This is a genomic window from Janthinobacterium sp. SUN176 (assembly GCF_030587335.1).
Taxonomy (GTDB): Bacteria; Pseudomonadota; Gammaproteobacteria; order Burkholderiales; family Burkholderiaceae_D; genus Janthinobacterium; species Janthinobacterium kumbetense.
Genome location: NZ_JAPWIA010000001.1, coordinates 3497970 through 3522390, shown reverse-complemented (window position 1 = coordinate 3522390; position 24421 = coordinate 3497970). Strand labels below are relative to the sequence as shown.

The following is a 24421-nucleotide window of genomic DNA, read 5'->3' as shown; positions in this document are numbered from 1 at the left end:
GGCGCGACATCATGGCAAGTCAAATGGACAGGCGGCAATTTCTGAAATTGGGCGGCTTTATTACCGTCTCCGTGGCCACTGTCGGCCTCGCCGCCTGCGGCAGCACCGATTACAGCGATCCTGGCGTGCCGCTGGCCTCGGGCAGCGACTGGAAATTCCCGCAAAGCGTGGCTTCGGGCGACCCGCGTGCCGACAGCGCCATGCTGTGGACGCGCGTCGTGCCCGCCAGTTTCGACGCCGTCGCGCCCGCCGTGGCCGGCAAGTCCGACGTCGCCGTGCGCCTGATCGTCAGCGCCAGCGACAATACGGCCGCCCTGGGCGGCAACACGGCCCTGGCCGGCACACCCATCGTCGATGCGAAATTGCCGCTGAAAGCCGATTTCGACAATACCCTGCGCCACAAGGTGACGGGCTTGCAGCCGGGCCAGGTGTATTTTTACCAATTCATCGCCGGCGACGTGCGCTCGAACGTGGGCCGCTTCAAGACGGCGCCCGCCGCGACCAGCGACGTTGCTCAGCTGCAATTCGCCTACCTGACATGCCAGGACTGGAGCATCAATCACTGGGGGGCGCTGTCGCACATCGCCGCCAACGAATCGCTCGATTTTATCGTCCACCTGGGCGATTACATCTATGAAACGGTGGGCGAAGCCTTCCAGAGCGGCGCAGTGGAAAGTCGCCACGACCAGTTGAAATTGCCCGACGGCACGTATAAAAGCGGCACGTCCGGCGCCAAATACGCGACCACCGTGGCCGATTACCGCTACCTGTACAAGAAATACCGCACCGATGCGCGCCTGCAAGCCGTGCACGAGCGTTTTGCCTTCATCGCCATCTGGGATGACCATGAATTCACGGACGACGCCTGGCAGGATGCGTCCACCTATGAAGGCATCGTGGCGGCCGACGGCAGCGATTTGCACCAGCCGGCCCGCCGCCGCAGCGCCAACCAGGCCTGGTTCGAATACATGCCGGCCGACGTCACGTTCGACGCCGCCGCGACGACGTTCCAGAATATCCAGATTTACCGCGATTTCCAGTTCGGTAAACTGATGCAGCTGGTGATGACGGACGAGCGTCTGTACCGCGCCGACCACGCGATCGCCGAGTCGACCACCAATCCCGCCACGGGCAAGCCGCTGGGCAGCATCGGCAGCCGCTACCTGGTGCCGCAAGCGCTGTTCGACAGCGTGGAAGGGCAGAAAATGGCGGCCGCCACCAAGGCCGGCGCCGATCCGCTGGCGGCAGTGGGCATGCTGGGCAGCACGCAGCGCGATTGGTGGAAGGGCAAGATGAAGGCGGCCACGTCGACCTGGAAGCTGTGGGGCAATGAAGTGTCGTTGCTGCGCATGGGCTTGAATGGCACGGATGCGATCGCCACCCTGCTGGCGCTGAGCGCCATGGCCAACGTGGGCAAAGCCATCGCCAGCACCCTGCCATTGGTGGGCGGCAGCGTGCCGCTGGCCTGCGCCATCGTGGCGGCCTCGACGGCGGGCGCATCGTCAAGCGTGGCGCAGGCCGCCGCCATGGCGATTGCCGGCGCCGCAGCCAATGCCGGCGCGCAGGGCGCCGCTGCCGTGGGCGCCGGTTTGAGCGCGGCTCAGGCCGGCATCACGGTGGCTGCCTACAACAGCGCTTCGCCGGCCGCCGCCGCGCAAGTGATCGCCTTCGGCTGGATCAAGCCCGACGTGCAGGCCAAGGGGGCCGCATCGAGCTTTGTCGCCGCTTCCGGCCAGCAAGCCGCGCTGGCGCCATTCTTCACGCGCTTCCTGCTCAATTGTGACCAGTGGGATGGCTACAACAGCGAGCGCAAGAACCTGATGGCGCACCTGAAAACCAATGCCATCGGCAACGTGGTGGCCATCACGGGCGATATCCACTCGTTTTTTGCGGGTACGGTCAGCGACGATTTCGACGCGGCCGGCGGCGGCACGCCCGTGATGGTGGACCTGGTGTCGGCCGGCGTCAGCTCCGATTCCTTCTTCAGCTACCTGAAGTCGGCCGCCGGCAGCATGGGCGATATCGGCACCCTCGTCAGCTATCCGCTGGCCATTCCCGTCACGGGCCTGGGCACGGTCAATCTCGACATCAACCTGCTCGACTACACCATGGGCAAGGCGGCGCCTACCGTCGACAGCCTGCTGGAACAGTTGCGCGTGCAGCTGCGCGGCGCCCTGGCTGCCAAGGGTGTGCCGGAAGCCCAGCTGGACGGCACGGTCGCCGCCGTGCAGGCTGGCTTGAAAGCAAGCACTGACTTCAGCGTGACCCTGCTGGGCCTGGCGCAGCAATTGTCCGGCCTGGGCAACAACCCGTGGATCAAGCATTTGAACACGGATGCGCAGGGCTACACGGTGGTCACTTTGACGCCCGGCAAGCTGGTGGCGCAGTTCAAGCAGGTGAATAAACTGGTCGGCACGGCGGCGCCGTCGAACGTGATTGCGCGCGTGACGACGGCGACGGTGGCGGCGGGTGCGGCGGCGGTGGTGGTCTCTTAATCCGCCGCCGGTTTTATTCGGGGCCAGACGGGGACGCCGAGTCCCGCCGGGTCTGGCCCCGGCTTTTGCCTTACAATCTGGGCATGAGCTCCAGTTCCCCGCAAGCATCCCCTGCATCGATTCCCCGTTCCGTCTACCTCGGTGGCCTGGCCATCGCCGTGGGCGGGGCGGTACTGTTTTCCACCAAGGCCATCGTCGCCAAGCTGCTGTACCGCTACCAGATCGACGCCGTCACCCTGATCGCCTTTAGGATGATCTTTTCGCTGCCCGTGTTTGCCGTCATCGCTTGCTGGAAGATGCGCACGGAGCCGCCGCTGTCAAACAGCGACCGTTGGCGCCTCGTCGGGCTGGGCCTCGTCGGCTACTACCTGTCCAGCTATCTGGACTTTCTTGGCTTGCAATACATTTCCGTGGGCCTGGAGCGCCTGATCCTGTTCCTTACGCCTACTTTCGTGCTCCTGATTACCACTGTGTACTTCAAGCAGCGCATCAGCCGCCTGCAATGGCTGGCCCTGTTTACCTCGTATTGCGGCATCGTGCTGGTGTTCGTGCACGACTTGCAGGGCGGCGCCAGCAATGTGGCGCTGGGCTCGACTCTCGTGCTGGGTTCGGCCTGTGCCTATGCCGTGTATCTGCTGGGCTCGGGCGAGCTGGTGAAGCGCATCGGCTCGATGCGCCTCGTCAGCTATGCAATGTGCGTGGCCAGCTTTGCCTGCATCGCCCAATTCTTCATCCTGCGCCCCGTCGAGTTGCTGATCCAGCCCATGCCCGTGTACGGCTTGTCTTTGCTCAATGGAATCTTTTGCACGGTGATGCCCGTCTTCATGACGATGATCGCCGTCGAGCGCATCGGCGCGCCCGTCGCTTCGCAGGCCGGCATGATCGGCCCCGTGTCGACCCTGTTCCTGGGCGCCATGATCCTCGATGAACCGATCACCAACTGGCAACTGGCTGGCACCAGCCTGGTATTGGCCGGCATTTACTTGCTGTCGAAAAAGAAATAATTCCTCCACCCACTGAAAATGTCCCCACCATGAAAACACGCATCGCCCTGATTGCCCACGACAAGAAAAAAGATGACATGATTACCCTGGCGGGCGAATACTTGGACTTTTTGAAGGGTTGCGAACTGTCGGCCACGGGCACCACGGGCGGTCGCCTGATCAATGAGCTGGGCCTGGCGGTCGAGCGCAAGCATTCCGGCCCGTTCGGCGGCGATTTGCAGATCGGCTCGCTGCTGGTGGAAGGCTTGATCGATTGCGTGATCTTCCTGCGCGACCCGATGACGCCGCAGCCGCACGAGCCGGACATCAACGCCCTGGTGCGCGCCTGCGACGTGCACAACGTGGCGTGCGCGACCAATCTGTCGTCGGCGCACCTGGTGCTGTCGCAATTGCAGGCGCGGGCCAGCGCTGCCGCCTGACGTTTTCCCGATTCTTCTTCAAGGAGCATATTGTGAGCGCAACGATTACCACCAAAGCCATCCGCGTACAGCGCGTGGGCGGCCCGGACGTGATGGAATATGTGGATGTGGAACTACCGCCGCCGGGACCCGGCGAGGCGCGCGTCAAGCACGAGGCCATCGGCCTCAATTTCATCGACGTGTATTTCCGCACGGGCTTGTATCCGCAGCCGCTGCCCAATGGCCTTGGTGTCGAGGGGGCGGGCATCGTCGAGGCGGTGGGCGAGGGTGTCACGGAAGTGAAGGTGGGCGACCGGGTGGCGTATGCGGCGCGCATCAATGGCGCGTATGCGCAGCAGCGCAACCTGCCTGCGGCCCTGCTGCTGGTGTTGCCCGAGCGCATAGGTTTCGATACGGCCGCCGCCATGATGCTGCAAGGCTTGACGGTGCAATACCTGTTCCACCGCACGGTGGCCCTGAAGGCGGGCGACACCATTTTGTTCCACGCGGCCGCGGGCGGCGTGGGCCTGATCGCCTGCCAGTGGGCCAAGGTGCTGGGCGTGAATCTGATCGGCACGGCCGGTTCCGATGAAAAGGCGGCGCTGGCCAAGGCGCATGGCGCGGCCCATGTCATCAATTACAACACGGAAAACTTCGTCGAGCGCGTGCGCGAGATCACGGGCGGCAAGGGCGTCTCTGTCGTCTACGATTCCATCGGCAAGGATACGTTCACGGGTTCGCTCGACTGCCTGGCGCCGCTGGGCATGATGGTCAGCTTCGGCAACGCGTCCGGTCCCGTGCCGGCCTTCACTTTGAGCGAACTGGCATCGCGCGGCTCGCTCTTCATCACGCGTCCGGCCCTGTTCAGCTATGCCTCGAACCGCGCGAATCTGGAAGAGATGGCGACCTCACTGTTCGGCGTCGTCAGCAGCGGCGAAGTGCAGATCGAGATCAACCAGCGCTACGGCCTGGCCCATATCGCCCAGGCGCATACGGACCTGGAAGGGCGCAAGACGACCGGTTCGACCATCATCGTGCCATGAGCGGCGGCAATGATGGCACGCCAAAGTTCGGCCGCCTGCTGATCGTGCTGTTATTGGCCGTGGCCCTGATTGGCGCGCTGACCTTTGCCGCCGAGGCGTATTATTCGTAGACATAAAAAAACCGGCTTGCGCATCGCTGCACAAGCCGGTTTTTTGTATTGCCACGTAATTATTCCACCTTGACTTCCACTTTACGGGGCACGCCGCTCTGGCCGGGGAAATCGGCAAAGGCGCTGGCGACCATGGCGGGCATCACTTGCGACGTGGCGCGCTTGTTGCTGGTCGATTGCACGGTTACGTCGTACAGTTTCTTGCCGTTGCGGTCATTGATCGTCACGCGCAATTCGCGTTCGTATTTATGGCGCACGCTTTCTTCCACATCCATCGGGCCATACCAGTAGGGGTTATAGCCAAAGCGGCCATAGCCTGGCCATGCGCCGTAGCGGTAGCCGTAGCGGCCAGGCCAGTAGCCGGGGCCATACCAGAATGGGTCGCTGGCTTGCAGCACGCGCTCAGGGTAGTCGACGGTGGAGAAATTCATTGCCACGCGCAAATTGGCTGCCGCGGGGCCGGACGCTTCGCCGAAACCGTGTTTGGCCAGTTCCGCGCGCACCAGGTTCTGGTAGCTGCGGTATTCCAGCGTGTCGTCTTCGGCCGCCGGCGCTTCAAATGCATATGATTTGTCCTGCAATTGCGCAGGCCATTCATGGAAGACGGTCACATCGCTGCGTATGGTGGTGGCGCATCCGGTGAGCAACACGGTCAATGCGGCCATCATGATGGTGAGATATCGTTTCATTGCATGACCTCCTGATTAGTAGACGCAATTCTTCGCTTAGTATTATAAGAATAGTTCTATTTGTTTCTATTCATTATTACAGAATGTTACCTGGCATGTCTGCGTGTAAGGGAATCCAACATTCCTGACCTGAATCGCGACTATCGGGGGCTGGTGTTGGTAAAATAGGCTTTTGCCTCCGCTCCCACCCAAATCCCTATGCGCACAGACAGCCCTCAGACGATTTACCGCAAAGATTACACGCCGCCCAGCTTTTTGGTCGACAGCGTCGAACTTGGTTTCGATCTCGATCCCGCCCGCACAGTGGTGGCGAGCCGGATTCAAATGCGCCATAACCCGGCCAGCACCAGCCGCAGCATCGAATTGCACGGCGAACACATCGAACTGGTGCTGGTGCGCCTGAATGGCAAGGTATTGAAGCCGTCGCAGTACAAGTTGACGGCGGGCATGCTGACCATCCCCAAGGCCCCGGAGGAGGTGACGCTCGATATCGAAACCGTGCTGGCGCCGCAGGACAATACCTCGCTGTCCGGCCTGTACGTGTCGAACCATAATTTCTTCACGCAGTGCGAAGCGGAAGGCTTCCGCCGCATCACCTTCTTCCCTGACCGCCCGGATGTGATGGCCAAGTACACGGTCATGCTGCGCGCCGACAAGGACAAGTATCCGGTGCTGTTGTCGAACGGCAACCTGATCGAAGAGGGCGACCTCGGCGATGGCCGCCATTACGCCAAGTGGGAAGACCCGTTCAAGAAGCCGTCCTACCTGTTCGCTCTGGTGGCGGCGCGCCTGGTATGCCAGGAAGAGCGCTATACCCTGAAGTCGGGCCGCGAAGTGCTGCTGCAAGTGTGGGTGGAAGACGGCAACCTGGATAAAACCGACTACGCCATGCAGTCGCTGAAAAACTCGATCCGCTGGGACGAGGAGCGTTTCGGCCTGGAACTGGACCTGGACCGCTTCATGATCGTCGCCGTGGGCGATTTCAACATGGGCGCCATGGAAAACAAGGGGCTGAACATCTTCAATACCAAGTATGTGCTGGCCAATGCGCGCGTGGCGACGGACGTCGATTACGCGGGCATCGAAGCGGTGGTGGGCCACGAATACTTCCATAACTGGACAGGCAACCGCGTGACGTGCCGCGACTGGTTCCAGCTGTCGCTGAAGGAAGGCTTGACGGTGTTCCGCGACCAGGAATTCTCGGCCGACATGATCGGCACGGACACGGGCCGCGCCGTCACGCGCATCGACCAGGTGCGCACCCTGCGCCAGGCGCAGTTCCCGGAAGACGCGGGCCCGATGGCCCATCCCGTGCGTCCAGACTCTTTCGTCGAGATCAATAACTTTTACACGGTCACCATCTACGAGAAGGGCGCCGAAGTGGTGCGCATGTACCAGACCCTGGTGGGCCGCGACGGTTTCCGCAAGGGCATGGACCTGTATTTTGAACGCCACGATGGCCAGGCCGTGCAGTGCGACGACTTCCGCGCCGCCATGGCCGATGCGAATGGCCGCGACTTCAGCCAGTTCGAGCGCTGGTACAGCCAGGCGGGTACGCCTGTCGTGACGGCGTCTACGCGCTACGATGCGGCCAGCCGGACGTTCGAGCTGACCCTGGCGCAAAGCTGCCCCGCCACGCCGGGCCAGCCGAAAAAACTGCCTTTCCACATCCCCGTCACCGTCGGCTTGCTGGCCGCCGATGGTCGCGACCTGCCGCTGCACGTCGATGGCGTCGTGTCGAACGGCGCTGCCAGCGTCGTGCTGGAACTGACGCAAGCGTCGCAGACTTTCCGCTTCACGAATGTGACGGAGTTGCCTGTGCCGTCGCTGCTGCGCGACTTTTCCGCGCCCGTGGTGCTGGAATACGATTACACGGACGCGGAACTGCTGCACCTGTTCCGCCACGACAGCGACCCGGTCAACCGCTGGGAAGCGGGCCAGCGCCTGGCCATGGAGCGCCTGCTGAAACTGACCGGCGCCGTCGCCGCCGGCGAGCACCTGGCGCTGGACGACACCTTCATCGAAGCGCAACGCGCCTTGCTGGCCGACGAAACGCTCGATCCTGCCTTCCGCGAGCTGGCCCTGATCCTGCCGTCGGAAACCATCATCGCCGAGCGCATGGCGCAAGTCGACCCGCAAGCGATCCACGCGGCGCGCCAGTTCATGCGCCGCACCATCGCGGCCGCCTTGAAACCTGAACTGCTGGCGCAGTACCACGCCAACCAGACGCCGGGCGAGTACAGTCCGGATGCCCTGTCGGCCGGCAAGCGCGCGCTGAAAAACCTGGCCCTGTCCTATCTGCTGATCGCGCCGGGCGAGCAAGAGCTGGTCCTGGCGCAGCAGCAGTTCGACGGTGCCGGCAACATGACGGACCGCGCGGCAGCGCTGGGCGCCCTGATTCATTCGGGTTCGCCATCGCACGCGCAGGCGGCGCTGGCCAGTTTCTATGCCGACTTCGAGAACGAAGCGCTGGTGGTCGACAAGTGGTTCGCCATGCAGGCGGCCGCGCCATCGACCGATGTGCAAGCCGTGCGCCAGCTGATGACGCATCCGGCCTTCACCTTGAAAAATCCGAACCGCGCGCGCAGCCTGATCTTCAATTTCACGAACGGCAATCCGTCGCAATTCCATGCGGCTGACGGCAGCGGCTACGCCTTCTGGGCCGAGCAAGTCATCGCGCTCGACGCCCTGAACCCGCAAGTGGCAGCCCGCCTGGCACGCTCCATGGACCGCTGGCGCCGTTACGTGCCCGCACTGCAAAGCCACATGCGCGACGCGCTGGAAAAAGTCGCCGGCCAGGCCAGCTTGTCGAATGACGTGATGGAAGTCGTTTCCAAGGCATTGGCCAATTAACACCGTAAAAATTTATCAAAAAGCTAGTAAAACAGAGGGATTTCATGAAACGCATCAGTCTTACGCAATACCTGGTTGAAGAGCAGCGCTCGAACAACAGCATTCCGGCCGAACTGCGCCTGCTGATCGAAGTCGTTGCGCGCGCCTGTAAAACCATCAGCCACGCCGTCAGCAAGGGCGCGCTGGGTGAGGTGCTGGGCACGGCCGACACGGAAAACGTGCAGGGCGAAGTGCAGAAAAAGCTCGACATCATCTCCAACGAGATTTTGCTGGAAGCGAATGAATGGGGCGGCCACCTGGCGGCCATGGCGTCGGAAGAGATGGAATCGATCCACCCGATCCCGAACCGCTATCCGAAGGGCGAATACATGCTGCTGTTCGACCCATTGGATGGCTCGTCGAACATCGACGTCAACGTCTCGATCGGCACCATTTTCTCGGTGCTGAAGGCACCGGAAGGCATGGGCGAGCCGACGGAGCAGGACTTCATGCAAGCCGGCAGCAAGCAAGTGGCGGCCGGCTACGCCGTGTACGGTCCGCAAACCATGCTGGTGCTGACCTTCGGCAATGGCGTGAACTGCTTCACCCTGGACCGCGAGATGGGTTCGTGGGTTCTCACGCAAAGCAATATGCAGATTCCGCCGACGACGAAGGAATTCGCCATCAATATGTCGAACGCGCGCCACTGGCATCCGCCCGTGAAACGCTATGTCGACGAACTGCTGGCCGGCGACACGGGCCCGCGCGGCACCAATTTCAATATGCGCTGGATCGCCTCGATGGTGGCCGACGTGCACCGCATCCTGAACCGCGGCGGCATCTTCATGTACCCGGCCGACCTGCGCGACACGTCGATGCCCGGCAAGCTGCGCCTGATGTACGAAGCGAACCCGATGGCTTTCATCGTGGAGCAAGCCGGCGGCGCCGCCACCGATGGTCAGCAGCGCATCATGGACATCGCCCCGCACAAGCTGCACCAGCGCGTGCCCGTCTTCCTCGGCTCGAAAGACGAAGTGGCCCGCGTCACCGCCTACCACGCGGAGTAAAAGCCGCACTTTTCCACGATTTTTAGCGGCCTGCAGCCGGGCCGCTAAAAAAATGCAAAAAAGTTCGCGTTGACACTAGCAAATTTTGTGCATTGTTTGTAGAATGTGGGTCTTCGCCGTTGTAGCTCAGTTGGTAGAGCAGCACATTCGTAATGTGAAGGTCGCCAGTTCGATTCCGGCCAACGGCACCAAGTATTCGTAAGAGGTAGTACGGAAAAACCCAGATTAACCCGTTTTCATAGGGGGAGGCTGGGTTTTTTTACGTCCGCGTTTTCGGCGTAGTCAGGTATAAAACGGTTAAATCCTGCTACCATTTGCCAAAAATTGGCAAAGGGTTTGGCAAAAATGGCAGCACCGATCAAAGACGGCAAGGTATGGCGCCACAGGGTGATGGTCGCCGGGACACGGTCCAGCGGGACATTTGATACAAAGGCGGCTGCCTTGGCCTGGGAGGCTGAGCAGCGAATCCATGCCGGCGGAAAAAAAGCAGTGGCCAGTACGAAGACCTGCGCCGATGCGTTCCGCAAGTACGAGCTAGAGGTATCTAAGTTGAAGCGAGGCCACCGATGGGAGGCATTCCGCCTGGCGTTCTTTGCTGAGATGCCGCTCGGCTCCGTCAAGATGTGCGATTTGGATGCTACTCATATTGCCGCCTGGCGCGATGAACGACTGCTGAACGTCCAGGGCGGTTCGGTAACCCGAGAAATGAATCTGTTGTCGCACGTGTTCTCCGTCGCTCGCAAGGAATGGAAATGGATATCGGCCAGCCCCACGGCCGACGTTGCGCGGCCAAAGGCGAAACCGCCCCGTGATCGTCTTATCAGCTCCGAAGAGATCAAGAAGATTTGCATTGCACTTGGGTGGGATCATCAGGTGGCCGGTGTCGTCCCGAAGACCAAGCAGCAGCGCATCGCAATAGCTTTCCTGTTCGCCATTGAAACCGCGATGCGTGCTGGGGAAATATGCTCATTGCAGGCGGACGATGTGAATGGCCGCGTGGCTCGGCTGCGGATGACGAAAAACGGATTGCCCCGGGAAGTGGCCTTGTCCCCGCGTGCGGTGGAACTGTGGGCAATGGTGCCAGAGGGATTTGATTTGACGCCGGCGACACTGGATGCGATGTTCCGCAGGGCGCGAGATACGACTGGAATTAAGGGTTTGACGTTCCATGACACGCGCCATGAAGCAATCACCAGGCTTGCCAGCAAGCTTACCGTGCTGGACCTGGCTCGGATGGTGGGGCATCAGGATATTCGGCAGTTGCAAACCTACTACAATGCAACCGCCGACGATATTGCGGCAAAGTTAACCTAACGGAATAGCATGACGACGGCGGCATTAGCCGCTACGCCACATGGCTTTCAGTCCACTTGATTACTTCCCGCGCCTTATACAGTGCTTGCGCGCGCCCTGGAGTTGGGAGTCGAATCGGCCGGGGGAACGACGGTAGGCACACGATATCGTCGCGCACGGTGTCTACGGATCGCTTTAGATATGCGGCGATGTTCTTGGTGTCCCATAAGTCAACCTCGACAGGTAGCGGTGGTGGTAGTGGCTTGGACAGGCGCTCAAGCAGCTTCACCAGCATTTCTTCGGTACTCATACTTTTCCTTTCGTGTTCTCTACATGTGATGCAGTTCTGATTTGCGCAACATATTTAATAAGCATGATTCGATACTGCCCGATTGACTGGCAACTATGCATAGGGCGTTCCGCAGTCATAGCTGGTACTCCAGGGCGCCGGTTGTACTCTTGATGGCCGCCAGTGGCACGGCGCGGAACATGCCGGCCCAATGGTGGTCCAGCTCCACCCAGGCGTGCAGCTCGCCATTGCCCACGTCGCGGCGCAGGTCGCTTACGGTGCCTGCCTGGTAGCCTTCGTCGGTATCGAAGGTCACTCGGTCGCCAATTGAGACCGGCTGAGAAAATTCAGGTGTTTGCATGGGTATCACTCCTTTTTATATTTGCGTTGCAGATGCGCCAAATGCGCGCTTGGCCCGCCTGGCTGCCGTTTTTTGTGGTGCAGATAGATGGCTTCGGTATCAATCCGGGCGCATGGCGCGCCCTCCCTATCAAAACTCCGTCCAACATAGAAGGACGAAGCAAAATTTATATTTTTCCCGATCGGTTTTTCGATCGGATTTTTATTGACCCATGCCGGGCGCGAACAGTTATTTACACCAGTCCGAGGAACGGCAAGGGCCACCCCGGCCCGGTCTATCGTCCAGCGGTAGCGGGTGGACTCGTAGACCGCATGCGGCTGCGCCGCCAGATACACACCTACGGGCCTGTGCGCCTCCACCTGCTCATACCGCCCTTCGACTTCCTCTACCCGCTTGGCAAGCTGTATAGCGGCCTGGCGGCCCACGGTAGGCCCGCCCATAGCCCATATGAAACGGGCGAAGTCGGCGCGCTGGGCGATGGCGGGGTTTTCGGACTCGACTTTCTGCGCGGCCTGGTACGCCTCGCGGATAGGTTCGGGCGCATTGCGCACCGACTCCTCCGATAGTCGGCGGAACTCGCGCCACACGCCCACCGGCACGCCGCCTATCTGCTGGAACTGGCGAATGCCGTGTACCTGCGCCCAATAGGTGACGCGCTGGGATGCCGTGAATTCCTTTTTGTCGAACATATCGGGCACGATGACGTAAGTGTGGCCATCCTCGAATGCCTTGTGATCACCCACGCCTGCGCCGTCAATGCTCTTGCAGACGTACTTGATGATGTAGCCCGCCGCCGTGCCTTTCCCCGCCTCGATCCGTACCAGTTTGACGCGGTTTTTGATGGCGCCTGGCTCGTCGCCATCCTCGCGCATGGCGTAGGCATTTATCACGCATTCCATCTCGGCCTGGTGTTCAGGCGCGACGAACAGCAGCATGTGCCAGTGCGGGCACCCGTCCGTGTGCGGCTCAGCGATGCGGAAGCCGTAGGGCTGGATACCGCGACGATGCAGCGCGGAACGGATGGCGGACCATACCTTGACCAGATACGCCTGTGCCGCGCGCGGCGTCGGACTGCCGAATTCCGTGTACTTTGCGTTCGTACCGCCCACCGAGTGGTATTTGCTGGGGCATGTGATGGTCCAGAACATGCCAACGTGGCGCATCTTGTCTGCCACCTCTTCAAAGCCGCGAATGCGAAGCATCAATTCGCCGCGGCGAAGCGTTTTATTGCCCATACCCAGTTCGGCCAGTTCGGCCAGGCTGTAGACGTCGCCGTTTTCATTGGTAGCCGTCACGGCCGCCAGCGCCTTCTGGTTTGCCTCGTTCTGCGCCGCTTGGGCCAGGCACGTTTCGCGGCTCACATATGGATCCGCTCGCACGTAGGTCAGGCCCAGCTGAATAGACGTATGTTCGAAGCGGCGCATCAATTCCTTGCGCAGTGCGCGGCGCCACCATGCATGATCTGCGGCGCGCGCGATGTAGCCGCGTATCGTTGCCGCCACTGGCGACTTGACGCCGCGACGACTGCATATCGCGTCGATTCGCGCCTTGATGGCGTGCTCATCGTGCAGACTTGAGCACACCTCGTAGCACTCGCGCGCGGCCTGCGATGCGGCTACCGAGATAGCGCCCGGGCCGGTCATCATGCCGTTACTATCGGCCAGCGGCAGGCGCTGGTCGTCGGCTAGAATTGCATCGATCACTTCGCCACGGCGGCAGTTCAATCCTCCGAACAGGCGATGCACGGCGTTCGCCATACGTGACGGTATACCCATGCTCAACATTAATGCGCCTCGCTCGTGGCGCCAGGCATGCGTCCGCCATTCATACATTTCTTGACCACGCTGAGATTGCCTTGCAGCTTGTCCAGTTCGACCCAGATGCGGCCGCGCTCCAATGCATTGAATTTATTTAGGGCGTCGCGTGCACGCTCTTTTGGCATGCGCGCCGACATGACGGCTACCATGCGAGCGGCCAGCGGTACACGTGTCCAGTAAGCGGCGCGGATAGCTTCGACGTCTGCCGGTGTGGCGATCATCGCCAGCACAGCCGCAGAGCGTTCCATGCGCTGTTCGCGTGGTGTTGCATTGATCTGCGCGGACACAGCGTCCATTTCGGCCAGAAACGCCCTGGTTTCCAGCTCTTGTTTGGTTAGTGTCGGTCCGGCGACGGCAGCGACGGCTGCCAATTCATTGGCTATGCTGCGCATTTTCAACTCCCGATCCAACCAAATGCTGCCATCAACACGGGCGCGAACATGACCAATCCGGCCAGCAGGCCGCTGCAGAATGTTTTCAGATTCTCTTTCATTAACTTTATCTTTCTTGATTTGACCGAGTTCAACACACTCAAAACCTTGTCGCGTGCGGCCAGGATTTCCGCGGCAGGCTGGAAGGACAGGTGATTGTCGATAAGGGACGCCGGCATGGTTCAGTCCTTGATGACGCCGATGGCCCGCAGCACGCTGGGGGTGATGAGGATCAAGACCGACAGCAGCCAGATGCCGCAGGTTTTGGCCAGGCGCAGCATCAGCGTGCCCCTGACTTGAGAAAATGTTCTGCCCAGTAGGGGAGCGTGTGCGATGCGCCGAAGCAATGCCGGGAACCCCCTTCAGTGGCGAAAATGTAGTTCACCTCGATGGGCAGCTTGCCGACCAGGGCGCGTTGCTTGGCTGGCGCGAAAAAGCCGTCACGTTCCAGTGCCTGCGCATCGCTGACGATGAAGGTCAGATTGGTAGCGCCGTAGGCGTGATAGGTTTTGGCAATCTCATGGATATGGGCGGTCAGCGCCGTGATGCCGATGCCCGCGCCGGCTTGAAGCAGAAAACACGTTGGTGCCACGGGGACAACACAATTTTGCAAGGTCGGGCGGATCGTGCTTAATGCCATGGATTGGTCGGCATGACTGGTGGTGTGCAGCGTGTTTTCCATCGGTTTTCCTTATTTCAGGTTGAACGAATCCCGCACGCTCAAAAGGGAGCGCAGCAGGGCACAGCAAAAGTGGGGAGTTACAGCGGCCGGGTTACGGGGGCGCGAGAATCTGGATAGTCATCAGCAGCCCGCCGTTAGGTCCAGGGCCAGTTGGCTGGTGGCCGCCGTGCGTGCATGCTGGGACATCGGGATGCGGATGTCGGCCTTGGGCATGGCGGACAGCGAGAGGGTGCGCAGCACTTCCAGGCCCGCCACGAAGGAGTGCCCGCATTCGGGGTTCTGGCACATGTAGGTGATTTCCTTGAACATGGCGGACATCGTGCGGCTTTTGACGGCACGGACGGTGTATTCACAATGTGGGCAGGGCAGGCCGATGACTCTCATTTCAGCTTTCTTTCAACTTGGTACAGGGCGCGACCGCGACCTGTCATGTTTTTCGACTGCTTGCGTAAGCGCGACTTGACGAGCCATTCAGCCGCCTGCTCGATGCTTGCCAGCCCTTGCCGTTGACGCACGACTTCCAACGCTGCAAGTTCTTCGTCATTGATATGAATTTCGTGATCTGGCATGTTCGGCAGCTTTTCAGTTACTCAAAAGTTACTATTCAGGGACTCGGTTTAAGCGCTGCGACGCTGTACGCTGTCGATGTCGTCTGCGGCAATGGCGGCAAGAGCTTCACGCATGACGATCTGGCGTACCAGAACGGCTAATTCTTCACCCTGATAATTGGCGATCGAGGAAACGAGTTGGTGTTCATAGTCGTCCAGGCGCAGCATGACTTTATGTTTGCGAATACGTTTTGCATCGGGGTACATGGGCCTGCTCCTGTGCAGTTAAGCGTGATGGACAACGGATAATTGGACGAGTTCGGCCTCGTAAGAGTTCAGGCCACGCAGCAGCATCAAGCGCATGAAAGATGCCCGTGAGCGGGAGTCTTGCTGTGCGAATTTTTCCACGCGCTCAATCTCAGGAGGAAGCAAGCGAATAGGGATGGGCTGTGAAAGAGGGTTCTTTGGCTGCCGAGTCACTGGGGCGATAGTTGTCATAAGGTATGATTTGTATACGTCACATGGTAATGACGTAAATATAGTGCGAAAAACCGCACTTGTAAAGTAAAAGGTGAGAAATTGCGTGAAATAATTGGAGTGCGTCTTAAGGCTGAGCGTGAACGACTTGGCTATAACCAGGCTGATTTTGCGGCAATAGGTGGGGCATCAAAGCGCACGCAGATCGATTGGGAGCAAGGGAAGCAAGTACCAAACGCGGAGTTTCTAGCTGCTGTTTCGGCAATCGGGGTTGATGTGCTCTATGTTGTGACGGGTCAATTTACGCCTGGGAACTTGAGCGCGGACGAGAGTGAGGTTGTTGCTGGATACCGCAAGATGGATATTCGCGGAAAGGCTGGCGTGCTTGGCTTAATCGGCGGAATGAATCAGCCGCAGAATCTTGTGCAGCCAGTGCACCATGGTGATATTGGACAAAATATTTACGGCAATATCTCCGGGCCAAATACAGTAAAAATGCCCGATAAGCGTAAGAAGAAACCCATTTGAATGGGATATTTTTCCTCACCAATAGTCCGTGAGGAAAGGCTTTATTTTGCGTAAAATGTTGTTAAATTTAAATTATTAGTTGTAAAGATGTGGATATCGGAATGGATAGACCAGAATTTAGCGGCGATGTTGGGCAGAATGTCTTTGGAAATATTGTTGAAGCTCCCCGGCTGAACAATGTAGTTACGCTGCACTTGGGTACAGAAAAAATTGATGTTGAATTAATCACTGATTTCCAACGACGTCGTATCAATGCTCTGGTGAAAGACCTATCTGCATTGACAGGCGACCATCCATTGGACGTGTACAGAATCATCATTACAGACTTTGGTTTAAAGAAGATCAAAGAGCTACCACTTGCCAGGTATTCGGAAGTAAAAAATCTGTTGGAGACTTGGATAAAAGATGCCAAGTCTGTCGAGAACGCCACCGATCAAGTCGAGGTGCTATCAGAAATTACTGCATCCCCGCGACGTGCGGCAGGCGATGCCGACAATGCCTGCCAAGTATGTGATGAGCGAGCCGCTAACATCGGCAAACTTCAACGAACTGCAAAGGTCCGGTTGATTCTGCTTAGCGTATCTTTAGCTGCGTGCGGCTGGCTACTATACAAATCACCTGTAAGCGGTGAGCCAAGCACTTCTTCCGTAGATAGTAAGTGCTACATTGCCGGAAAATCTTATTCGATAGGACATATTGAAAAATCTAGGGGAAATGTTCCCGTTGAGTGCGTTGGCGCCACCGGTGATATGCCGGCAATGTGGCTTCCAGCTAATCGAGCGCATTAACGACAGCAGTTGCATTGTTTGCGGCTTGGCACTTCCTGATAGTTGAAATGCATGAACTGCGTGGTTACGCTTTGGAAGCCGTTTCCGCTGGCCTCCATGGTTCCTCGCTGTTCTCCCGAATGATCTCGCGCACTTCCTTGATGTGCTCCCACGTCAGTTTCGCCGCCCGCTTGGCGCCGTGCTTGCTCTTGTAAAGATGTTCCAGCGTCTTGAGCGTGCCGGTGGCGCCGGCCTGCTCCTGCCCCGCCTTTTTCTTCTTCGCCGCCACGTCCTTCCACTTGGCCACCACGCCCGTGATGCCTTCGTCCGGGTCTTTCTCTTCCTCGCGCTCGGCCTCGACCGCTTCCGTTTTCGTTTCAAATTCCACGCGCGTGGTAAAGCCATTGCCGCCCAGGCTGTGCGTGACCTTGACCGATAGCCATTCGGTGGCATCAATCTCAGGCTTGAAGCCTTGCACGGTGACGGGCGATTGCGGGAACACGGCCGGGTTGCCCAGGGCCAGGCTCATTTCGAAGGTGGCCAAGCCGCGCAGGATGCGCTGCCATTCGGCCACGGCCGCTGCGCGCGCGTCCGTTTCGTTGGCGAAGGTGGTGCGCAGGCGCTTGCTGTTGCCGGGCACGCCGGCTACGACGCTGCGGCGGCGCGCGTAGCGTTCGTCGTGCCAGAAGGCGCGCACGCCCGTGTAGGCGTCGCTTTCGGCGCTGTGATAGCGGTGGCCATCGCCCAGGGCGCGCGTGATGGGAATGACGGGCAGCGCCTTGCCGCTGGCGGTGCGGCTCTGGTTGATGGGGATGAAGAGCAAGGTGTCATTCTTGACGGTGGCCACCGCATCGTATTTCCTGCCCAGCCGGCGCAGGAAGGCCGCATCGCTTTCGTGGGTCTGGTCGATGTGCTCGATGGCGATGTCGCGCAGGCGCGCGGACACGCCCGACGCCAGCTCGTTGCGAAAGGCAATCGCCTCGATGATGGCGCCCAGGGTGGTCTTGTGAAAGCTGTGCTCCTGCTGCTGTTTGAACGTGTCGATCAGGTTGGCGGACCTGGCGCGCAGGGTGATGGTGTCGGGCGCGCCGCTGTGCTCCACCTCGTCGACGGTAAACTTGCCCATGTCCACCAGGCCGCTGGCCTGCCAGCCCAGCGCCAGGGCGATCTGCGCGCCGCGCGGCGGCAGGGCCAGCTTGCCGTCGCTGTCGTCCAGGGAAATGTCGAGCTGGTCGCTCTCGTCGCCACGGCACAGCGTCAAGGTCAGATTGATTAGCCGCGGCGAGACGATGGACGTCAAATCCTTGTCCTCGATGCTGACCTTGAAGGCGGGGATATGCTCGCTCATTTGAACTTGTCCGCCGCGCTGCCGATGGCGCCGCTGATGCTGCCGCCGATCTTGTCTTTCATCTCGCTGACCACGCCGCCGTATTTCGACGTGATGCCGCCGACCACATTGCCGACCACGCTGCCCACGGCATTCTTGGCTGCGCCGGCAACGCTGCTGGTCATGCCGTCGATGCTGAGCATGTTTTTCAGGTCGCCAATATCGCCCAGGCCGACCATGGCCAGCACGCCGTCGTCGTCGCGCTTGAGCGCAATCGAGAACTCGACGCGGCGCGCGCCGCCGCTGCCGTCGAGGATGCTGCGGCCCTCCGTCATGCTGGTGATGCGGTAGGAGCCGAGAATGCGGCCAGTCCCCAGGATCAAAATCCACGATTTGCCTGTGTCGGCCATCATGCGCAGCGCATCGAGGGAATAGAGGGAGCCGGTCAGTTCCGGCGCCACCCAGCCCGACAGGGTGATGGTGTCGTCGCCTGGCCCCACGTACTGGTGCGCGTCGCGCAGGCCCACACGGGCCGTGCTGGCGTGCTTCCATTCGGTTTGCCGCTGCAGCTCGTGATAGGCCAAGGTCGGCAGGCTGAATACGAACATTCCTAAAATCATCATCATGGTGTGCTTCTTTCTTTAATCGTGGTCGCGCAGGGAAGAGCGGATGCGTGCCGCCTTTTCGCGGTCGCGCTGTTCCATGGCCGCGTACACGGCGCGGGCGATGGCCTGCGGATCGGAACCGGCTTGCGCCTGGATCGTGATTTCGATCTTGTCGCCCTGGATCGTCATGCCGGCGCCGAACCCGCCCTGGGCCAGCGGGGCGCGCGTGTCGAAGGCGCTGGCGGGCAGGGCGGTGGCCGTGCCGATGGCGATGCCGGCGCCCAATTGCGTCAGGCGCTGCGCCAGGGTAGACACCTTGGCAATCGGCGCGCCCTCGCTGCGATCCAGGCCCACGGCCAAGCCTTGCATGGTGTAGTCGCCGAGCTGGGCAAACACGCGGCTTGGGCTGTGGATGCCCAGCTTTTCCTTGAACCAGGCAATGGTGCTGGAACCGGCATTGCTGATGGCATCCTTGACGGCGCCCATGGAACCCGTGATGCCGTTGACCAGGCCGCGCAGGATGTTGGCGCCGAACTCGGTGAACTGGGCCGGCAGCTTGATGCCGAACCAGCTCAAGACGCCCGCGAACGCCTGATAAAACACGCCGACCGGTGACCAATTGATAATCAGGGCCGTGATGCTGCCCATGCCGCCGGCGCAGACGGTGCGCAGGCGCGACCAGATATCGGCGAAGAAGGCGGCGATAGGCGTCCAGGATGTGGTGATGCGCTGCAGGATGCTGGCGCCGAAGTCGGTGAACTTGGCCGGCAGCGCAATGCCGAACCACCCCAGCACGCCCGCGAAGGCGCGATAGAATAGGCCCAGCGGTGACCAGTTGACGATCAGGGTGCTGACGCCGCCGATGCCGCCGGAAAACGCCGTCTTGACGTGCGACCATACGCCGGTAAAGAAACCCTTGATCGGCTCCCAATATTTGTAGATCAGGAAGGCGGCGCCGGCGATGGCCGTCACGGCCAGGCCAATCGGGTTGAGCATGAAGGCACGCCCCAGCCACAGCACGGCGCGGCCCGCCCACATGAAGGCACCGCCCAGGCCGCGCAAGATGGGCGTGAGCACGCCGCCCGTCACGCCCATCTTGGCGAACATGACGTGCAGCATGGCATACGGGCCGATCAGGGCGGCAATGCCCAGCATCAGCGGGCCGAGCACCAGCAGCAGGCCCGCCAGCACGGCAAAGCCGGCGATCATGACCTTGGCCACGGTCGGGTTGCGTTCCATAAAGGCATTCAGGCGTGTAATGGCATTGATGGCCATTTCCAGTCCCTGCGCGTACAGCGGCAGGATTTTTTCGCCCATGGTCAGTTTCAGGTTGGCCAGCCTGGCTGTCGCTTCCAGTTCGGCGCCGCCGGCCTGCTGCTTGCCCAGGTCATAAATCTGCTCGATGTCATACGCGCCTGCGTTCAGCTTGGCGTTCTTGTGCATCTGGATGCGTTGCTTGAACATATCCAGAAACTGATTGCCGGCCGTGCGCGTCGAAAACAGGCTGCCGATGGTGTCCTCAATTTTCTTGGGATCCGTGATGCCTTTCTTTTCCAGTTGTGGCAACAGCACTTGCTCCAGCCACTCAAATTGGCTGCGCCGGAAAATGTCACTGCCAAGCAGGGCGCCAGGGCCAAGCGTAGAGACTTGACCGACTTTATCGTGCTTCACTTTACTGTGGTCACCGATCAGTCCCAGGTTTTCCAGATTGGTCACGGCGCGCTTGGTGGTGCGCCCCTGATACAGGTTCGAATAGCCGGACATCAGGGCCGTGCCGGCACGGTGGCCGCCGACCTCCTGCACCAGCGGTTCCATCTGGTAATAGAACTGCTTGTCGTCCATGATCTTGGCGGCGATACCGCCCGTTTTGATGAAGTTCAGCCATTCCGTCGGCCCCACGCGCCCGCCCGTGGCCGTGATGACCTTTTGCATCATGTTGGCCTGGTCGTGGAATTTCTCCGAACTGGCCGTGCCGCCGCGTTGCTCGATGACTTTGAGCAAGTCCATGAAGATGCGCTCGTTCTCTTCGCCCGACTCGGCGCCGAAGAATGCCTTATTGGCAAACTTCATCTTGGCCAGGGTGGGCGCGACCATTTCCGCGTGGTGCAGGTCGCCAAAGATCGACATTGCGTCGCGCACCAGTTCCAGGTTCTCGTTTTGGCTGGTGCCGTAGGTCTTCATGTTCTTGGCGAACTTGATCGCCTGCTGGCTGGTTTCCGGCCCCAGGCCTAGGGCATTGACGCGGGCTTTTTCCAGCTGGTAATGCTTCGCCTCGTGTAGCCCCTTGGCGATAGGCATGGCCATGACCGCGCCGGCTGCTGTCGCGCCCGCGCCGGCCATGGCAATGTTGCCCGCCTTGTTGCGCAGCTTGTCCGCATGCTGGGTGGCGTTGGTGACGCGCTGCTGCTTGGCGGCCGCGTTGGCCAGCTTCTGCTGCTGCAGCGTCATGGTTTTGTTGGTGGCCTCGATTTCGCGGCGCAAGGTTCGCTCGTGGTTGGCCAGGTCTTTGGTGCCGATGCCGGCGCCCGCCAGGCGCTCGCGCATGACCTGCAGTTGTTGGGCCTGCTGTTGGCCGGCGATCTTCAAGGCGCCGGCCGCTTTGGTCGCGGCGTTAAATTCGCGCGTCATGGCGCGCGTGGGCGCCTCCGTCTGTTTCATCTTGGTGGCCAGGCTGGCGACCTTCTGCTGGGCCGCCTCCAGCTTGGTGCGGGTGGCGTCCAGGCCGCCGTGCAGTTCGCGGAACTTGCTGATGTTTTTCTGCTGGGCATTCAGATCGCGCAAGCGGTCGCTGGTGGCCTTCAAGGCCTTGGCCGTGTCGCTGGAGCCGCCCATGATTTTTTTCAGCGGGCCGGTAATCTTGTCCAGCGCTGCAAATACCACCTGTAATTTCAGATCCCGACCAGCCATCTATTCCGCTCCGCTTCGTTGCCGGGCGCGTTCGCGCCAGGCCATCAGTTCATCAATCGTAAAGCCGTCCATCGCTGCCGGCGTCCAGTGAAAGACGCCGGCAATGTCGGCCATGGCGTCTTCTACTTCGCCGGGGATACCGAAAGGCGATCGGCTTTGCTCGCCAAAAAACCGGCAACCTCGGCGCCCACGGCCAGCAGGTCGGCCGGGTCCATGTTGGCGATGTCGTGCGCGGTCAAGGTCGGCTCGGTGATGCGCGGCAGCACGATCTGCAGGGCCGACACATTCAGGTTGGCCAGCTCGATCAGGGAAATGCCGCGCAGGGCGCCCGCCTTGGGCTTGCGCACCGTCAGAGAGGTGATGAAGGTGTCGCCGCGCTTGATCGGGTCGTCCAGTTCGATGACGGCTTGGTGTTGGGTATCGTTGTGCATGGTGTGGTCCTTGTAGGTGGTGGTGAATAAAAAAGGTTACAGGCCGATGGCCTTGCGGATGGCGGCATTGGTGTCGCCGCCGCCGAAGTTCTCGGTGCCGCTCATGAAGTCCAGTTCGATGACGGTGGCGCCGTCGATCATCAGCTTGTAATAGCTGCAAGCCATGGTGTATTTGTGCGTGGTGTCGTCGCCCATCTTGGCCGCGCCCATATCGATTTCCTTGTAGCGGCCGCGCACGACGACCTCGACGGCGGCGACGCTGCCGTCATCGTCGTTCTGGTAAGCGCCGGCAAAGCGCAGTTGCACGGCGCCGTGCGTGTGCGCGCCATACTGTTTCAGGGCTTCGGCGATCAGGCCGCCTGCGCTCCATTCCAGCGACAGCGCCTCATTGCCGAAGTCCACGGACACGGGGCCGCTCATGCCGCCGGCGCGGTACTCTTCCATCTTGCGGCTGAGCTTGGGCAAGGTGACTTCGGGCACCATGCCCATGAACAAGACGCCGTTTTGAAATACGTTGAATTGCTTGAGTTTGTGGGGCATGCCCATAATTTTCTCCAGTGGTCAGGGGCGCCCGCGCAGGCGCGGGCAGGGTGGTGATGGGTCTTACGCCGCAATGCGCGAGGCGAAGTCGGCCAGGTAGCGGTCGGTAATGCGCTGCTGGAATTTCAGGTTTTCCAGCGGCGGCACGGGCGTGTAGTCGTAATCGATGGCCAGCTTGCCGTCTTTCAGCGCCGTCTTGTCGTTGTACTGCTCGTCATACCAGGCATGGCCGTCGATGATGTAGCCCTGCAGTTTCAATTCGCGGAACTTGGCATTGATGCTTTCCAGCAGGTCGCGCACCAGGGAGGGATGCAAGGGCACATCGACATAGGCGAAGTGCGCCTCGGCGATGGTGTCGGCCAGCACCTGGGCCGTGCGCGTGTAGCTCTCAAAGTAAAAAAAGCCGCCAGGCGCCTCGCAGGTGCGCGAACCCCAGAAGCGGTAACCACCCATGTTGATCAGGGTGGTGACTTCCTTGGCGTTGAGCATGCCGGCATCGGTGGCCGGGTCTTGCAGGTCGAAAAACACGTCCTTGCTGATGCCGGTCGGGCCATTCACTACCACGTTGGACAGCGTCTTGTGCCAGCCCGTCTCCTCGTCGATCTTGGCGCGCAGGCCCATGGCGTAAGCCACGGCGGACATGCTGGCCTCGGCATCGATGGCGGTATCCCAGTTGATAAAATCCGGCCAGATGAGCATCAGCTCGCGCTGGCCGAACTGGCCGCGGTAAGTGATGGCTTCCGTGGCGGTGGCGCAGCCGTAGGCCGACGCATACACGAAGCCGCGCAGGCGCTGCGCCACGCTGGCCAGTGCATTGGTGACGGCCTGGGTGTCCAGGCCCGGCGCGCCCAGGATGCGCGGTTTCACGCCCAGCTTGCTTTGCGCAGCCAGCAAGGCCTGGGCGCCCAGGTACTGGCCGTCCGGCGACACGCCGCCCACGGCGTTGCTGGTGGTTTCCGCTTCCGTCTCGCCCTCGGCCACGCGCACCACGACCGTCAGGGGTTTGGTCTGCGCAGCAATCGCTTTCAGCACGCGGTACAAAGTGCCGCTCTTGCCGGCCTTGCCCATGGCGGCCAGCACGTTGGTGACGAGCACGGGTTTATTCAGCGGGAAGGCGGCCGCGTCGGCATCGTCGGCCGTGGCGATCAGGCCCAGCACGGCGGTGGAGACGGTGCGGATGGGGCGCGAACCCTCGTTGATTTCAATGACGCGCACGCCATGGTGGTAGTCGGTGGCCATAGGGCTCTCCTGGTGAGTGGTGAATGGGGCGTTACAGAGTGGATGCCATGCCGGCGGTATCGTCGAAGGCGCGCCGCGCCTCGCCTGATAGGGTGGCGGCGATGCGCGCGTATTCCGCGCTGACGGCCGTTTGCAGCGCCTCGATGTCCTGCGCGGCGGCAACCGTCGGGCAGATGGTGATGTCGAGCAGCCAGGTGCGCGCCGCCGCGATGGCTTGCACGGTGCCGGCGTCGCCGTCGGCCATGGCGGCAAAGCCGATGCCGGCCAGGCGGTTGAGGATGGCGTCGCGCACCTGGCGCACGGATGCCAGATAGGGCGCGGCGAGCGTGGCAAAGGAAGGGGCGGGCGGCGCGGTGATTTTCCAGCCGCCCGATGCCAGGCGCTTGATGCCCCCGCCGGCGCTGATGGCCGCGCGCAGCTTGTCCTCGTCATTGCTGCTGACGTCGATGGCGTCGGCCGGCCAGGTGCCTGCGGCTTCATAGTCCGCACGCATATCAACGGCGTAGAACGCGCGCGTGGTGATCGAAAATACTTTATCCAT

The 24421-nt window shown here is 60.8% G+C and carries 27 protein-coding genes and 1 tRNA gene; 10 read left to right on the top strand and 18 right to left on the bottom strand.

From position 1 onward, the window contains the following. Positions 1-23: 23 nt before the first annotated feature. From O3299_RS15890 to O3299_RS15875, 4 genes are all read left to right on the top strand, one after another. On the top strand, positions 24-2495 hold the full coding sequence (locus O3299_RS15890) for an alkaline phosphatase (protein ID WP_305062688.1): 2472 nt from the start codon (positions 24-26) through the stop codon (positions 2493-2495). Between the two features lie 83 nt (positions 2496-2578). Next, complete coding sequence (locus O3299_RS15885) at positions 2579-3499, top strand: DMT family transporter (protein WP_099666695.1); 921 nt, start codon at positions 2579-2581, stop codon at positions 3497-3499. 29 nt (positions 3500-3528) lie between these two features. Then, positions 3529-3918 carry a methylglyoxal synthase gene (locus O3299_RS15880; protein WP_034786684.1) on the top strand — a complete coding sequence of 130 codons (390 nt, stop codon included), beginning with the start codon at positions 3529-3531 and terminating at the stop codon, positions 3916-3918. A gap of 92 nt (positions 3919-4010) precedes the next feature. Continuing rightward, entirely contained in the window at positions 4011-4940 is a 930-nt protein-coding gene (locus tag O3299_RS15875; RefSeq protein ID WP_251350740.1) for a quinone oxidoreductase, read from the top strand. A gap of 169 nt (positions 4941-5109) precedes the next feature. Here the strand turns inward: O3299_RS15875 and O3299_RS15870 are convergent, their stop codons facing one another. Then, a complete protein-coding gene (locus O3299_RS15870; protein WP_099666698.1) occupies positions 5110-5739 on the bottom strand; it encodes a DUF4136 domain-containing protein in 630 nt (209 codons plus the stop codon). A 198-nt stretch (positions 5740-5937) separates the two neighbouring features. On the opposite strand from O3299_RS15870, the gene pepN reads away from it, so the two are divergent. The 4 genes from pepN (at position 5938) to O3299_RS15850 (ending at position 10952) form a co-directional block, all read left to right on the top strand. Beyond that, the gene (pepN, locus tag O3299_RS15865) at positions 5938-8592 is read left to right on the top strand and encodes an aminopeptidase N (RefSeq protein WP_305062687.1); all 2655 of its coding nucleotides are present in this window, start codon (positions 5938-5940) and stop codon (positions 8590-8592) included. Between the two features lie 44 nt (positions 8593-8636). Beyond that, entirely contained in the window at positions 8637-9638 is a 1002-nt protein-coding gene (locus O3299_RS15860; protein WP_077408194.1) for a class 1 fructose-bisphosphatase, read from the top strand. Positions 9639-9753: 115 nt separating this feature from the next. Beyond that, positions 9754-9829 (top strand) — tRNA-Thr (locus O3299_RS15855). A 154-nt stretch (positions 9830-9983) separates the two neighbouring features. Beyond that, positions 9984-10952: a site-specific integrase gene (locus O3299_RS15850; protein WP_305062979.1), complete on the top strand. Its 969-nt coding sequence runs from the start codon at positions 9984-9986 to the stop codon at positions 10950-10952. Positions 10953-10983: 31 nt separating this feature from the next. Here O3299_RS15850 and O3299_RS15845 read toward each other — a convergent pair whose 3' ends face one another. The 9 genes from O3299_RS15845 to O3299_RS15805 form a co-directional block, all read right to left on the bottom strand. Further along, positions 10984-11241 (bottom strand): hypothetical protein, encoded by a 258-nt coding sequence (locus O3299_RS15845; protein WP_305062686.1) that lies wholly within the window; start codon positions 11239-11241, stop codon positions 10984-10986. 115 nt (positions 11242-11356) lie between these two features. Beyond that, complete coding sequence (locus O3299_RS15840) at positions 11357-11536, bottom strand: hypothetical protein (RefSeq protein ID WP_305062685.1); 180 nt, start codon at positions 11534-11536, stop codon at positions 11357-11359. Between the two features lie 50 nt (positions 11537-11586). Next, on the bottom strand, positions 11587-13326 hold the full coding sequence (locus tag O3299_RS15835; protein WP_305062684.1) for a replication endonuclease: 1740 nt from the start codon (positions 13324-13326) through the stop codon (positions 11587-11589). 38 nt (positions 13327-13364) lie between these two features. Then, the gene (locus O3299_RS15830) at positions 13365-13796 is read right to left on the bottom strand and encodes a hypothetical protein (RefSeq protein ID WP_305062683.1); all 432 of its coding nucleotides are present in this window, start codon (positions 13794-13796) and stop codon (positions 13365-13367) included. Further along, positions 13793-14008: a hypothetical protein gene (locus O3299_RS15825; RefSeq protein ID WP_305062682.1), complete on the bottom strand. Its 216-nt coding sequence runs from the start codon at positions 14006-14008 to the stop codon at positions 13793-13795. Before O3299_RS15825 ends, O3299_RS15830 begins: the two co-directional genes overlap by 4 nt. Before the next feature lie 101 nt (positions 14009-14109). Beyond that, the gene (locus O3299_RS15820) at positions 14110-14511 is read right to left on the bottom strand and encodes a hypothetical protein (RefSeq protein ID WP_305062681.1); all 402 of its coding nucleotides are present in this window, start codon (positions 14509-14511) and stop codon (positions 14110-14112) included. Between the two features lie 120 nt (positions 14512-14631). After that, complete coding sequence (locus tag O3299_RS15815) at positions 14632-14895, bottom strand: ogr/Delta-like zinc finger family protein (RefSeq protein WP_100429087.1); 264 nt, start codon at positions 14893-14895, stop codon at positions 14632-14634. Continuing rightward, on the bottom strand, positions 14892-15080 hold the full coding sequence (locus O3299_RS15810) for a hypothetical protein (protein WP_086138170.1): 189 nt from the start codon (positions 15078-15080) through the stop codon (positions 14892-14894). The genes O3299_RS15815 and O3299_RS15810 overlap by 4 nt, the downstream gene beginning before the upstream one ends. A 48-nt stretch (positions 15081-15128) precedes the next feature. Beyond that, a complete protein-coding gene (locus O3299_RS15805) occupies positions 15129-15326 on the bottom strand; it encodes a hypothetical protein (protein WP_289903214.1) in 198 nt (65 codons plus the stop codon). 312 nt (positions 15327-15638) lie between these two features. On the opposite strand from O3299_RS15805, the gene O3299_RS15800 reads away from it, so the two are divergent. Both O3299_RS15800 and O3299_RS15795 read left to right on the top strand, forming a co-directional pair. Continuing rightward, on the top strand, positions 15639-16064 hold the full coding sequence (locus O3299_RS15800; RefSeq protein ID WP_305062680.1) for a helix-turn-helix domain-containing protein: 426 nt from the start codon (positions 15639-15641) through the stop codon (positions 16062-16064). 101 nt (positions 16065-16165) lie between these two features. Beyond that, positions 16166-16852: a hypothetical protein gene (locus O3299_RS15795; RefSeq protein WP_305062679.1), complete on the top strand. Its 687-nt coding sequence runs from the start codon at positions 16166-16168 to the stop codon at positions 16850-16852. Positions 16853-16916: 64 nt separating this feature from the next. Here O3299_RS15795 and O3299_RS15790 read toward each other — a convergent pair whose 3' ends face one another. The 8 genes from O3299_RS15790 to O3299_RS15755 are packed head-to-tail and all read right to left on the bottom strand — an operon-like array spanning position 16917 to position 24421. Next, positions 16917-18179, bottom strand: coding sequence for a phage late control D family protein (locus O3299_RS15790; protein WP_305062678.1), 1263 nt, complete (start codon positions 18177-18179; stop codon positions 16917-16919). Continuing rightward, positions 18176-18784 carry a phage tail protein gene (locus tag O3299_RS15785; RefSeq protein WP_305062677.1) on the bottom strand — a complete coding sequence of 203 codons (609 nt, stop codon included), beginning with the start codon at positions 18782-18784 and terminating at the stop codon, positions 18176-18178. The genes O3299_RS15790 and O3299_RS15785 overlap by 4 nt, the downstream gene beginning before the upstream one ends. Before the next feature lie 15 nt (positions 18785-18799). Then, on the bottom strand, positions 18800-21670 hold the full coding sequence (locus O3299_RS15780) for a phage tail tape measure protein (RefSeq protein WP_305062676.1): 2871 nt from the start codon (positions 21668-21670) through the stop codon (positions 18800-18802). Continuing rightward, positions 21671-21784, bottom strand: a complete 114-nt coding sequence (locus tag O3299_RS15775; RefSeq protein WP_071650284.1) for a GpE family phage tail protein — start codon at positions 21782-21784, stop codon at positions 21671-21673. An 8-nt stretch (positions 21785-21792) separates the two neighbouring features. Next, positions 21793-22101 carry a phage tail assembly protein gene (locus tag O3299_RS15770; protein ID WP_305062675.1) on the bottom strand — a complete coding sequence of 103 codons (309 nt, stop codon included), beginning with the start codon at positions 22099-22101 and terminating at the stop codon, positions 21793-21795. A 36-nt stretch (positions 22102-22137) separates the two neighbouring features. Continuing rightward, positions 22138-22647: a phage major tail tube protein gene (locus O3299_RS15765; protein ID WP_278318237.1), complete on the bottom strand. Its 510-nt coding sequence runs from the start codon at positions 22645-22647 to the stop codon at positions 22138-22140. A gap of 57 nt (positions 22648-22704) precedes the next feature. Next, positions 22705-23880 (bottom strand): phage tail sheath protein, encoded by a 1176-nt coding sequence (locus tag O3299_RS15760; protein WP_305062674.1) that lies wholly within the window; start codon positions 23878-23880, stop codon positions 22705-22707. A 31-nt stretch (positions 23881-23911) separates the two neighbouring features. After that, positions 23912-24421 carry a hypothetical protein gene (locus O3299_RS15755; protein WP_305062673.1) on the bottom strand — a complete coding sequence of 170 codons (510 nt, stop codon included), beginning with the start codon at positions 24419-24421 and terminating at the stop codon, positions 23912-23914.